Genomic DNA, 12,852 nt, shown 5'->3' with positions numbered 1-12,852 from the left:
AACCTGCCCGATGCCACGGCCACGCTGTTCGGGATGACGCTGGGGTCGACGACCCGGCCGGCCCTGGCGCGCGCGGCGATCGAGGGCATGTTGTGCGGTCTGGCCGACGGTCTTGAAGCGGTGCGCGGGCAGGGTGTCGAGACCGACCGGGTGTTGTTGATCGGCGGGGCGGCGCAGAACGCCGCGGTGCAGAAGATCGCCGCCCAGACGTTCGAGCCGCCGGTGATCATTCCGCTGCCCGGCGAGTATGTCGCGGACGGGGCGGCGGCCCAGGCGGCATGGGCGCTGACGGGGGCGCGGCCGTGTTGGCCGCTGTCCGTCGCGGCCGAGCCGGTGCCCGACTACCGGCCCGTCATCCGGGAGCAGTACGCCCGGTACGCGGCCGTGAACTGACGACGGTCGAGACGGTCCCGAACAGGCCCGCGAACAGGCCCGCGAACAGATCCGTGAAACGGCCCGCGCCGCACGCTCACGCGTGCGTTCCGTGCCCGGTGAGCTCTCGTACCGTCGCACGGGCGCCCTCGGTGTGCAGCGATTCGAGCGCGTGCAGATACGGCTCGACGAACCGCTTGTCGTCGGCGAGGTCGCCGAAGAGCTCCCGGTCCTCGATGAAGGCCGTGGGGTGCTCGCGCTGTTTTCTCGCGGCCGCCGTCAACCGGTCCTTCAGCCGGTCGACGACCTCGATCGGTTCACCGGATTCGTCGACCCCTTCGGCGTAGCGCGCCCAGCTGGCCACCACGGAGGCCGCGCGGGTGACCTCGCCGCCACGGGCCAGTTGCTCGCGCACGACGGGAAGCAGCCATTTCGGGATCCGGTCCGAGGACTCGGCGCACAGTCTCGCGAGCGTGTCCCGCACCTCGGGGTTGGAGAACCGCTCGATGAGGGTTCGCTTGTAGACGTCCAGGTCGATGCCGGGCACCGGCCGGAGCGTCGGTGTGGCCTCAAGATTCATGTAGTCGAGAAGGAACGTCGCGATCGCGGCGTCGGTGGTCGCCTCGTGGGCGTACCGGTACCCGCTGAGGTAGCCGAAGTAGCAGAGCGCCTGGTGGCTGGCGTTCAGCAGGCGCAGCTTCATCAACTCGTACGGCTCCACGTCCGCGACGATCTGAACCCCGGCCTCCTCGAAGGGGGGACGTCCGCTGGAGAAGTGCTCCTCAAGAACCCATTGCGTGAACGGCTCGCAGACGACGGGCCAGGCGTCGTCGACGCCGAACTGCTGAGCCACCGCCTGGCGGTCCTGGTCCGTGGTGACGGGGGTGATGCGATCGACCATGGAGTTGGGGAAGGCGACGGTGTCTTCGATCCAGGCGGCGAGATCGGGGTCGGCGAGCCGGGCGAACGCCGTGAAGGTGCGGTGTGCGACGTCCCCGTTCCCCTGGATGTTGTCGCACGACATGACGGTGAACGGGGTGACCCCCCGGTCGCGCCGGCGGCGCAGGGCCTCGGTGACGAGCCCGAACGCCGTGGCCGGGGTCGCGCCGGGCTCCAGGTCCGCGCGGATCGCGGGAGCCTCCGCGTCGAACTCCCCGGTGACGGGATGGATGTTGTAGCCGCCCTCGGTGACCGTGAGCGACACGATCCGTATCGCGGGGTCGGCCATCTTCTCGATGACCGCCTCCGGGGCGTCGGGCGCGAAGAGATATTCGGTGATCGACCCGATGACGCGGGCCTCGCGTGTTCCGTCGGGATGTTTCACCACGAGTGTGTAGAGGCCGTTCTGCGCGATCAGCGCGTCGCGCATTCGCGCGTCACCCGGAAGGACCCCGGCACCGCAGATCGCCCAGTCGTGCGCCTTTCCCTCGTCCATCAGCCGATCGAGATACATCGCCTCGTGCGCGCGGTGGAATCCGCCCACCCCGAAATGGACGATGCCGACCGTGAGCTTCGATCGGTCATAGGAGGGGGTCGCCACGTCCTCAGGAAGGGTTCCCACGGTCTTCTGCGTCAGCGCGGTCACTGCCATCAACCCTTTTCAGCGGCATCCCTGGCTTCGTCTCTACGCCCAGCATGACTGACTTCAACGGCCTCGGACTTTAAAGTTCCGGCAGGACATCCCCTCCCGGCGGTCAGCGTCGTGGTTCGTTGTGAAAACGACTTCCAGGGCCGGGTAGATAGATCGACGACGGTGGGTCCTCTCGCTTCCTGATTCGTGAGCCGGTGGCTCGTCGAATCGATCCCCCGCGCCCGGAGGCGGACCGGCGCGGGCGCGTCGGCGGTCACCGGCATGGGTCCGAAGCCGCGTTCGGGGGAGGGTGTTCGCATGTGTTCGAAAAAATACGAAACGCGACGGTTGCGTATCGAAACGGTAGGCGATACGGTTATGTTTCGAAACTTTGCCGTATCGAAAACGGATCCCCCATGCAGCAACAACTTGATCACCAGCTTGGCCACCCCCGGCGGTGGAAGATCCTGGGAGTGCTGGTGTTCAGCCTCCTGGTGGTCGTGCTCGACAACACGATCCTCAACGTGGCGCTGAAGACGATCGCCGACCCGGTGGAGGGACTGGGCGCCAGCCAGAGCGAGATGGAGTGGGCGATCAACTCCTACACGCTCGTCTTCGCCGGTCTGCTGTTCACCTTCGGGGTGATCGGCGACCGCACCGGCCGCAAGCGCATGCTCACCATCGGCATGGTGGTCTTCGGCCTGGCCTCCCTGGCCAGCGCCTATGCCCAGGACCCCACGCAGCTGATCGTCGCCCGTGCCTTCATGGGAATCGGCGGTGCCGCGATCATGCCGGCCACGCTGGCGATCATCTCCAACGTCTTCCCCCCGCAGGAGCGCGGCAAGGCGATCGGCATCTGGGCCGGCGGCGTCGGCCTCGCGGTGGCGATCGGCCCGATCACCGGCGGCCTGCTCATCGAGAACTACTGGTGGGGTTCGGTCTTCCTGGTCAACCTGCCGATCGTGCTGATCAGCATGGTGCTCATCACGCTGGTCGTGCCCGAGTCGTGTGACCCCAAGCCGTCCAGGCTGGACCCGGTCGGTGTGATCCTGTCCATCGTCGGTCTCGTCGCCATCACCTACGGCATCATCCGGGGCGGCGAGCTGGCCACGATCGCCAGCGCCGAGGTCCTGATCCCGTCGATCCTCGGCGTGGCCGTGCTGGCGACCTTCGTCTGGTACGAGCGCCGCATCGACCACCCGGCCTTCGACGTCCGCTACTTCACCGACGTCCGCTTCGCCACCGCGGTCGGCATGGTCGGCATCGCGTTCTTCGCGATGATGGGCGGAATGTTCTTCCTGGTCTTCTACCTGCAGATCGTGCTGGGCTTCAGCCCGTTGCAGGCGGGCGCGCTGATGATCCCGTTCGCCGCCGCACAGATGATCTTCGCGCCGCTCAGCCAGCAGCTGGCCAAGCGCTTCGGCGGCAAGCTGACCGCCACCCTCAGCATGGTCATCGTGGCCGGCGCACTGGCCTCCTACGCGCTGATGGACCAGAACACCTCGGTCGTGTTGATCGAGATCGTCTTCTTCGTCCAGGGCGGGGCGATGGCCAACATCATGACGCCGGCGACCACCACGATCATGGATTCGCTGCCCCGGGAGAAGGCCGGAGTCGGCTCGGCCATGAGCAACACCGTCCGCCAGGTCGCGGGCGCGCTCGGCGTGGCCCTGCTCGGCTCGCTGCTCTCCGCGACCTACCGCGACGAGATCGCCTCCGCCCTGACCGGTCTGCCGGAGAATCTCAGGCACGTGGCGGGCGAATCCCTGACCGGCACGCTCGGCGTGGCCCAGGGCCTCGGCCAGCGCGGCGCGGCGCTGATCGCGCCCGCGAAGCAGGCCTTCCTGGACGGCATGCACGTCACGGCCCTGGTCTCGGCCGCGATCGCACTGCTCGGCGCCCTGATGGTCCTCAGGTGGCTGCCGGGGAAGGGCGTCCCGGCCCCCTCCGTCCAACACACGAGTAACGACAAGGAACCGGCAGTAGTGTAGATAAACGATGACCACGACGACTGAAGAGACGCAGGCGGCCCGCCCGGCGGGCCGCCCCCGCAGTGCCAGGGCAGAGAAAGCGATCATTGACGCGACCCTCGACCTGATAGGCGAGGGCATGAGCCTGGCCGAGCTGTCGATCGAGGCGATCGCCGCCCGGGCGGGGGTCGGCAAGACCACGATCTACCGGCGCTGGTCCAACAAAGAGGACCTGGTCGTCGACGCGATGGCGCAGCTCAAGACCCCTCTCCCCGAGCTGCGGGGCCGATCGGTCCGCGAGGATCTCACCGCCTACCTCGAAGTCGTCCGGCGCGACGCGTGCGACGCGCGCAGCCGGTGCGTGATGAACATCGCGATGAACGACGCCGAGCGGCATCCGCGCCTGGTGGAACGGATCCACCAGGCGGCGATCGAGCCGCGCAGGGCCGCGCTGACCGCCCTGCTGCAGCGAGGCGTCGCGGCGGGGGAGCTCAGGGCGGATCTCGACCTTTCGATCACCATGGCGTCGCTGGTCGGCACCATGATGTGGTACACCCGGACGACGGCGGGCTACCAGGAGGGCGAGCTTCCCGACGATCTCGCCGAGCGCGTGGTCGACCAGCTCCTGGCCGGACTCACCCCGCGCTGAGATCTGGGAGTCCACTGTGCCCGGCGCGGCCGTAAAGGGCCGCCGCCCTCACGTGGGACAGGCGGCGGCCCGGCTCAACCGGTCACGGTGTCCTGAGCGGAGGCTGCCCCTGCCCCTCGGGCACCACATGCGCATCGGGGCCCGGAAACACCATTGTTTCGTGCTCGGCGTTCTCCCAATGCACCATGTACGGCGGGGAGCCATCCTCGTGGAGCAGTTCCACGATCACGCCGACCCGCCGGGTCTCACCGTGCCGGGTGCCCTCGACGATCAGCCTGTCTCCTACCGCTGCCTTCATTCTGAGTCCCCCTCGTTTCGATAGCGATGGGCTGCGGGCCGCCGGGGGGATCGCCCTGCGCGGTCAGGGCGGCGAGCAACCATGCCGGAGAGGACGTGGCCACCAACCGCCCGTCCGGTCGCCGGCGACCGACCCCGATGGCCGCCGTCGGCACCTTCTCCGGTGATACCCACTGGGAGTCGGCTCTCACCGTGGGACGGGGTGCTCCGAGCCGCTGTTCCGCCCGTGATCTCGGCTGCCGGCGGCACCCCGCCGGTGGTGGCTCCTCAGAGACGTGCGCCGGTTCTCACGTGGTCTTCTCGCGCCAGTGGTTGGTGATGGGCAGGCGGCGGTCGCGGCCGAAGTTCTTGGGAGTGATCTTGGGGCCGGGAGGATACTGCCGGCGCTTGTATTCGGCCAGGTCGACCAGGCGGATGATGCGGGCGACCAGGGCCGGGTCGTGGCCGGCGGCGATCAGCTCGGCCGAGCCCATGTCCCCCTCGATGTAGTCCTCCAGAAGGCGGTCCAGCACGTCGTACTCCGGCAGGGAGTCGGTGTCGCGCTGGTCGGGCCGGAGCTCCGCGCTGGGCTCCTTCTCGATGGAGTTCTCCGGGATCGGCGGCGTCGCGAAGCCGTACAGGAACTCGCTCGACGTGCCCGCCTGGGCGTTGCGCCAGCGCGACAGCTTCCAGACCTGGGTCTTGAGCACGTCCTTGATGGGCGCGAAACCGCCCGCGGAGTCGCCGTAGAGGGTGGAGTAGCCGGTGGCCAGCTCACTCTTGTTGCCGGTCGTCAGCACCAGGTGGCCGTGCTGGTTGGACAGGCCCATCAGGATCATGCCGCGCACCCGGGCCTGGAGGTTCTCCGCGGCCAGGCCGGATAGCTCGATCTCCTTCTCGAAGCTGTCGACGATGTCGGCGATCGGCACGACCTGGGCGTTGACTCCCTGCCGCTGCACCAGCTCCCGTGCGTCCTCCAGGGAGTGCTCGGAGGAGTAGCGCGAGGGCATCATCACCACGTGGACCCGGTCGGGACCGATAGCGTCGGAGGCGATCGTGGCGGTCAGCGCCGAGTCGATCCCGCCGGACAGGCCCAGGATGACCGACTGGAAGCCGTTCTTGGTGACATAGTCGCGGACCGCGAGCACCAGTGCCGAGTAGACCTCGGCGGTGTCGTCGAGGTGCGGGGCGATCGAGGGGGGCTCCGGCGCGTAGGGCTCGACGGGGAAGGCCGACAGCTCCAGCCGCTCCACCGTGATCACGGTCCCGTCCCCGGCGTCCACCTGGAACGTCCCGAGACCGCCATACCTCGCCTCGGGCAGTTCGAGATCCGTGACCAGCAGCTCCTCGGCGAACTGCGAGGCGCGCGCGACCAGCTCGCCGGAGGCGGAGACGATGATCGAGTCACCGTCGAAGACCAGCTCGTCCTGCCCGCCCACCTGGTTGGCGTAGGCGAGGGCGCAGCCCGCCTCCCGCGCCCGGCGGGAGACGAGCGCGAGCCGCACGTCGTCCTTCTCCTTCTCGTACGGCGAGGCGTTCGGGACCACCAGCAGCCCGGCTCCGGCCTCGGCCACCACCGCGACCGGCCCGCCCTCCTGCCACAGGTCCTCGCAGACCGCGATCGCCACGTCGACCCCGTGCAACCGGAAGATCGGCAGCCGGTCTCCGCGCACGAAATAGCGGTATTCGTCGAAGACGCCGTAGTTGGGCAGGTGGTGCTTGGCGGTCTTGGTGACCACCTCGCCCCGGTGGAGCAGCGCGGCCGCGTCGAGCGGGGCGCCCTTGGGCTGCCCGACGCGCGGCGCCAGGTTCGCCCGGTCCACGTAGCCCACGACCACGGGAATCTCGCCCAGCCCCTCGTCGGCCAGCCGCCGGGCGAGGGTTTCGACCGAGGCGATCGAGGCCTCCACGAACGAGGCGCGCAGCACCAGGTCCTCGACCGGGTAACCGGTCAGGAACATCTCGGTGAAGACCACCAGGTGCGCGCCGCGGCCGGCGGCGCGCCGGGTCCACTCGACGAGCTTGTCGGCGTTGGCCGCCAGATCGCCGACCACGGCGTTGGTCTGAGCCAGGGCGATACGGAGTTGAGCCACGTCCTCCACCTTATTGCCGGATGATTGCCGGCCGCCTCCGGGATCCCGGGAACACGACCCGGTACCGCACCGGGCGGTGCCGCCTCGCCGACCGCCTCGTGGCGAGGGTCACGCCAGGCCGGCCGGAACCGGCAGGACGGCCTCCACCACCGTGCCGCCGCCCGGCGCCGCGCCGATCACGCATGTCCCGCCGAGTTCGGCGGCGCGCTCGCGCATCGACAGCAGGCCGACGCCGGAACGCGGTCCGGAGGGCAGGCCGCGCCCGTCGTCCTGGACGCGGACCACCAGCGAATCGCCACGCCGCAGCGAGACCACCGCGGAGCGGGCCCCCGCGTGCTTGCGGATGTTGGTGAGCCCCTCCTGCACGATCCGGTAGGCGGCCACCTCGGCCGCCGCGGGCAGGTCGGACAGGTCTCCCTCGGTCTCCACGGCCACCCGCGGCTCACCCTCGGCCGCCAGGGCCCGTACGGCTCCCGCCAGGCCGAGCTCGTCCAGGGTGGGCGGGCGCAGGCCGTACACCAGCTCCCTGATCTCCTGGCTGACCGAATCCATGCCGTCGCGCAGCTCGGCCAGGAGCCGGTCGGCGGAGTCGGGGGCGGCGCGCAGGCTGAACCTGGCCATGTTGATCGACATCGCCATGTCGGTCAGCGCGTGGCCGAGCCCGTCGTGGAGGTCCCGGCGGAGCCTGCGGCGCTCCTCCTCGCGGGCGGTGAGGATGCGTTCGCGCGAGTGTTGCAGGTCGGCGGTCATGCGTACGGCGTGCACCACATCCGCCATGTACGGCATGACCACGGAGATCAGCCGGTCGTTGTGGGCGGCGGCGAACCTGCGGGGGCCGGGGCAGCCCAGGAGCAGCCGCCCGACCGGTTCCCCGTGCCAGACCAGCGGCACCGGGCGCGGCTCCGGGCCCGGCGAGCCGACCTCCACCCGCCTGGTCCCAGGGCCGTTCACCTCGACCGCCACGCCGGTGACGCTCAGGCAGTCGCGGATCACGGCGGCCACGGCGGCGAGCGCATTGGCGGGCTCGGCCTCGCGGACCTCCCGGGCCAGCCGGGCGGCCAGGGCGCGTGGATCGCCGTGCGTGCCGTACATGAGCCGGTCGACCCACAGGCGCAGCACACGGCGGAGCGGGTGGAAGATCACCCCGGCGAACAGCGCCGCGACCAGGCCGCCGATCCGGTCGTAGCCGGACAGGACCAGGCTGGCGATCGCGCCTGCCCCGAAGTAGACGACGCTGACCACGGCGATCATGCCGGCGGCCACGAAGGCACGGCTGACCAGGGTGTCGATGCCGTACAGCCGGTAGCGCAGCACGGAGAAGGCGATGGCGACCGGGATAAGCCCGGTCCAGATCGTGGCCGCCAGCGCCCAGTCCTTCCCGGCGAGCATGCAGGCGATATAGACGGCGAACGCGGTCAGCGGCCAGGCGATCTGGCGGCGCAGCACCGGATCGGCCCGGCGGAAGCGCAACGCCAGGGAGAGCAGCGACACGACCGCGAGACCCATGATCAGCGCCATCATGAGCTGCTGGGACTGCCTGCCGTAGGGTGCGAGCGCCTCGATCGCCAGCGGGTTCGGGATGATCCGGGGGAACAGGTAGCCGTCGAGGGGCGGCGTCGGGCGCACGATTATGCGGACGATCTCCACTACCATCAGCGTGCCCGCCGCGACCACCGCCGGGCGCCAGCGCCGGGAGGGCAGCCGCCCGTCGGGGGAGTACAGCGGGAGCAGGGTGGCCAGCAGGACGCCGCCCATGATCCAGCCGATCCCCGCGACATAGCGGTAGTAGCCGGCCGCCTCCATCGCGCCTTCGGCGCCGGAGCGGAGCATCATGCCGGTGGCGAAGATGTTGGTCGCGCAGCCGAGCCCGCCGACGCACATCAGCCACGCGGTGGGCGGGCGCGAGCGGTGGGCCAGCAGGAACGCGCCGACCAGCGGGAAGATCACGCCCGCGGTGAGATCGGGGGTGGCGGGCAGGTCCGGGCCCCACTCGGGCGGCAGGCTCCTGGTGATCACGAACCCGACGAGCGTGAGCGTGACCGAGACGGCGGCCACCGCGACGGCGGTGAGCCTGCGCGGCGAGGCCAGCAGGTCACGCAGGACGGCCCCGACCGGCCGGGGCGCGGCCACGGCGACCAGACCCAGGGCCTCGTCAGCCGTGTCCGCGTCCGGCTTGGACGCCCCGGAGGTCCCCCCGAGCGCATTCGGTACCGGTCCGGACGCCCTGGAGGTCGCTTCGGCCGCGTTCGGCACCGGTCCGGATGCCCCGGAGGTCGCTTCGGCCGCATTCGGGACCGGTCCGGGAGCGTTCGGGGTTTTCCCGGGCGCCTCCGTCGTCTCGGTCTCGGTGACCGCACCGCCATGGGACCGCGCCCGCATGAACAACGTCACCTGCCCATGTCACCCGGATTGACCAGCCCCGACTCGTACGCCGCGACAACGAGCTGGGCCCGGTCGAACAACCCGAGGTGGTCCAGGAGCTTGGTCACCGACTGCGCCACCGACCGCTCGGGGACCGCCAGGGTCGCCGAGATCTGCTGGTTGGTGAGCCCTCTGGCGATCAGCTTCATCAGGTCCAGCTCGGTGTCGCCGAGGCCGGCGAGCGCGGGCGGGGCCGAAGGGTCGGTGCGCCCGGCGAAGGCCGCGATCAGCCGGGTGGTGACGGCCGGGTCGATCAGCGCGTCACCGGCCTGCGCGGCGCGCATCGCGGTGATGAGCTGCTCGGGAGCCGAGGTCTTGAGCACGAAACCGCTCACCCCGGCCCTCAGTGCCGCGTAGAGGTTGTCGTCCGTGCCGAACGTGGTCATCATGACGACCTTCGGCGGGGACTCGTCGGCCAGGATCCGCCGGGCGGCGGTCAGGCCGTCCAGCCGGGGCATCTGGATGTCCATCAGCACCAGGTCGGGAGCGGTCTCGCGGACGGCCGCGATCGCCTGCTCGCCGTCCTCCGCCTCGGCGACGAGGTGGAAGCCCGGCTCGCTGTCCAGCACGACCCGCAGGCCGGTGCGGACCAGCGCCTGGTCGTCGGCCACGACGACGCGCAGGGCCGCCGGCTCGGCCACCCGCACGGAGACGGTCTCCCTCTCCTTGGGGCCCCTTTTCGCGGGCGCGTCCAGGTGGGGCGCCTGGACCAGCATGTCGGACTCCAGACGCTGGAGGGCGGCGCCGAGGTCGAGGCCCAGCTCGTCGCGGAGCATCGTCCTGGCACGGCGGAGCGCTCCCAGCGCGTCACCCTGCCGCCCGCTCCGGTAGAGCGCCAGCGCGAGCAGCCGCCAGGCCTCCTCCCGCAGCGGGTGGGCCGAGGCGTGCGCCTCCAGGTCGGCGACAAGGGCACCGGACTGCCCGAGCGCGAGGCCGGCGCCGGCGCGGCGCTCAAGCGCGATCAGCCGCAGCTCCTCCAGCCGGCCCGCCTCGGTCACCGCCCACGACAGGTCGGAGAACTCGGCCAGGGCGGGCCCCCGCCACAGTGCGAGGGCGCGATCCATGCGCTCCCACACCGCCGCGGGCTCGCCCTCCATCTTCACGGCGCTCTCGAACTCCCAGGAGTCCACCTGGTCGGAGGCCGCGCGCAGCGCGTATCCCGGCGGGGCGGAGACCAGCACCTCCGCCTCCTCCCGGGGCGCACGTCCGGGTTCCAGGGCGCGCCGCAGCCGGGAGACGTATCCCTGGATGGTGGACAGAGCCTGGGCAGGGGGCTCGCCCGGCCACAGCTCGTCGATGAGCATGCTCACGGGGACGGCACGGCCGCCCGCCACGAGGAGCCGGGCCAGCACTGCCATCTGACGTTGCCCGCCGAGGTCGAGCACCACGTCGCCGTGGCGTGCCTGGAACGGTCCTAGGGCGCGAAATGTCAGCATTGCAGGCGCAAGCGTAGAACGACCTGGTCCAACGTCATATGGCAATTCCCACCATCGTTTGCATGCTGTAAGTAATCATTGGTAGTCAGGTCCCTACATTCAAGTTCAACGGCAGTACCGCTTCGACCACGGTCCCTCCCTCCGGGGGTGAGGTGATCACGCAGGTGCCGCCGAGTTCGGCCGCCCGCTCGCGCATCGAGGCCAGCCCGATCCCGGAACGCCGGTCGGACGGGATGCCCGCCCCGTCGTCGCTCACCCGGATGCCCAGGTGCTCGCCTCGCTCCAGGGAGATCCGCACGACCTCGGCCCTGGCGTGCTTGCGGACGTTGGTCAGCGCCTCCTGCGCGATGCGGTAGGCGGCCACCTCCGCGGCGGCCGGCAGCCCGGTCAGGTCGCCGCTCACCTCCACCGTGACGTCGGGCCCGGCCATCTCCGCCAGGGCTCCGGCCAGGCCGAGGTCGTCCAGGGCAGGTGGGCGCAGGCCGTACACCAGGTGCCTGATGTCGCTGGTCACGCTGTCCATGCCGGAACGCAGCTCGGTCAGCATGCGCTCGGCGGTCTCGGGGGAGACGCGCAGGGAGTACCGGGCCATGTTGATGGACATGGCCATGCCGCTGAGTGACTGGCCGAGGCCGTCGTGAAGGTCGCGGCGCAGGCGGCGGCGTTCCTCCTCGCGGGTGGTGATGATCCGCTCGCGGGACCGCCGCAGCGCGCCGACCAGCCGGACCGCGTGGGCGGCGTCCGCCACGTACGGCGTGAGCGTGGCGATGACCCGCTCGTTGTGCGCGGCCGGCAGGCGCCTGGCCCCCGGCGGGCCGATGAGCAGGCGGCCGACCGGCTCGCCGTGCCAGACGAGCTCGATGTCGCGGACCACCTCGTCCAGCTCGCCCGCCGTCGCCTCGGCGGGCCCCTCGTCCTGGAACCGCACGGCCACCCCGCTCACCGCCAGGCCCTCGCGCAGCACCTCCAGGGCGGCGATCAGCCCGCCCGCCGGGTCGGTCCGCTGCAGCCGCTGCTTGAGCTCCTCGGCGAGCGTCACCGGGTCGCCCTTGCTGCCGTAGAGCAGGCGGTCGGCGCCGCGCTGGAGCACCCGGCGGAGCGGGTGGAAGAACGCCCCGGCACAGAGCGCGGCGGACAGGCCGCCGATCCGGTCGACGTCGGACAGGAACAGGCTGGAGGCGGCGCCCACCACCATGTACATGCCGCCGATCACGCCCACCAGGCCCGCGCCGACCAGCGTCCGCGTGATGAGCGTGTCGATGCCGTAGAGCCGGTAGCGCAGCACCGCGACCGCGATCGCCGCGGGGATCAGCGGGATCGTGAAGGAGGCCAGCCACCAGATCGGGTCTCCCACCGCCCACGGGACGATCAGCCCGGCGAACGCGAGGAGCGGCCAGAGGATCTGGCGGCGCTCGGCCGGGCCCGCGCGGTGGAAACGCACCGCCAGCGAGAGGAAGGCCAGCCCCATCGCCCCGGCGGACAGCTGGTGCAGGATCTCCGTGGAGGCCGCCACGGGTGGCCATACTTCGAGAACGGTGAGCAGCGACCGCAGGCCGTCCAGGACGAGCGCCAGTACGGCGAAGACCACCAGCGGGCGCCACCGGGGCGAGGGCAGGCGGCCGGTCGGATACAGCAGGGGCAGCAACACCCCCAGCAGGAGTGCCGCGACGACCCAGCTCTGGCCGACGATCACCCACAGGGCCTTGGGCGCGCCCGGCGCGTAGGGGGAGGGGGCGTGCAACCGGGCGATGTTGGCCGTCAGGATGTTGACGGCGCAGGCCAGCCCGCCGAGCGTCAGCAGCCAGCCGATGATCAGGCGTGGCCGGTTGAAGATCAGCAGTGCCCCGAAGACCGGGAACGCCGTGCCGGCCACGTCCTCGGGCGCGAACGGCAGCGGCGTGTAGGAGGGCTGTGGCAACTGCGCCGTGACCCAGATGTTGACGCATTCCATGGCGATGGACACGGCGGCGACGAACACCGCCGCGACCTGCGCCCGAACGGGCGTCATCATCGGGAACACCCGGCTCAGCCCGCGCATCGTCCCGGCCCTTCTATTTCGTGATTA

General features: G+C 70.7%; 9 protein-coding genes. 3 read left to right on the top strand and 6 right to left on the bottom strand.

Annotated features, from left to right (window positions below; all coding sequences use genetic code 11):
• The coding region (locus tag ACFY2X_RS02455; RefSeq protein ID WP_389931244.1) for an FGGY-family carbohydrate kinase at positions 1-393 on the top strand (393 nt) is incomplete at its 5' end.
• Positions 394-469: 76 nt separating this feature from the next.
• Here ACFY2X_RS02455 and ACFY2X_RS02450 read toward each other — a convergent pair.
• On the bottom strand, positions 470-1,963 hold the full coding sequence (locus ACFY2X_RS02450) for a mannitol dehydrogenase family protein (RefSeq protein WP_389931242.1): 1,494 nt from the start codon (positions 1,961-1,963) through the stop codon (positions 470-472).
• Between the two features lie 395 nt (positions 1,964-2,358).
• On the opposite strand from ACFY2X_RS02450, the gene ACFY2X_RS02445 reads away from it, so the two are divergent.
• A complete protein-coding gene (locus ACFY2X_RS02445) occupies positions 2,359-3,933 on the top strand; it encodes an MFS transporter (protein ID WP_389931240.1) in 1,575 nt (524 codons plus the stop codon).
• A gap of 7 nt (positions 3,934-3,940) precedes the next feature.
• A complete protein-coding gene (locus ACFY2X_RS02440) occupies positions 3,941-4,561 on the top strand; it encodes a TetR/AcrR family transcriptional regulator (RefSeq protein ID WP_389931238.1) in 621 nt (206 codons plus the stop codon).
• A gap of 82 nt (positions 4,562-4,643) precedes the next feature.
• Here ACFY2X_RS02440 and ACFY2X_RS02435 read toward each other — a convergent pair whose 3' ends face one another.
• The 5 genes from ACFY2X_RS02435 to ACFY2X_RS02415 all read right to left on the bottom strand — a co-directional run bounded on the left by ACFY2X_RS02435 (position 4,644) and on the right by ACFY2X_RS02415 (position 12,798).
• On the bottom strand, positions 4,644-4,859 hold the full coding sequence (locus ACFY2X_RS02435) for a DUF1918 domain-containing protein (RefSeq protein ID WP_389931235.1): 216 nt from the start codon (positions 4,857-4,859) through the stop codon (positions 4,644-4,646).
• A gap of 286 nt (positions 4,860-5,145) precedes the next feature.
• Positions 5,146-6,930 carry an NAD+ synthase gene (locus tag ACFY2X_RS02430; RefSeq protein WP_389931232.1) on the bottom strand — a complete coding sequence of 595 codons (1,785 nt, stop codon included), beginning with the start codon at positions 6,928-6,930 and terminating at the stop codon, positions 5,146-5,148.
• Between the two features lie 108 nt (positions 6,931-7,038).
• Positions 7,039-9,321 carry a histidine kinase gene (locus ACFY2X_RS02425; protein WP_389931229.1) on the bottom strand — a complete coding sequence of 761 codons (2,283 nt, stop codon included), beginning with the start codon at positions 9,319-9,321 and terminating at the stop codon, positions 7,039-7,041.
• Positions 9,318-10,787: a BTAD domain-containing putative transcriptional regulator gene (locus tag ACFY2X_RS02420; RefSeq protein ID WP_389931227.1), complete on the bottom strand. Its 1,470-nt coding sequence runs from the start codon at positions 10,785-10,787 to the stop codon at positions 9,318-9,320. The genes ACFY2X_RS02425 and ACFY2X_RS02420 overlap by 4 nt, the downstream gene beginning before the upstream one ends.
• An 85-nt stretch (positions 10,788-10,872) precedes the next feature.
• Positions 10,873-12,798: a histidine kinase gene (locus ACFY2X_RS02415; protein WP_389931224.1), complete on the bottom strand. Its 1,926-nt coding sequence runs from the start codon at positions 12,796-12,798 to the stop codon at positions 10,873-10,875.
• Positions 12,799-12,852 lie beyond the last annotated feature (54 nt).

It is taken from the genome of Streptosporangium sp. NPDC000396 (assembly GCF_042898655.1).
GTDB lineage: Bacteria > Actinomycetota > Actinomycetes > Streptosporangiales > Streptosporangiaceae > Streptosporangium.
This window is presented reverse-complemented; position numbering and strand designations above follow the sequence as displayed.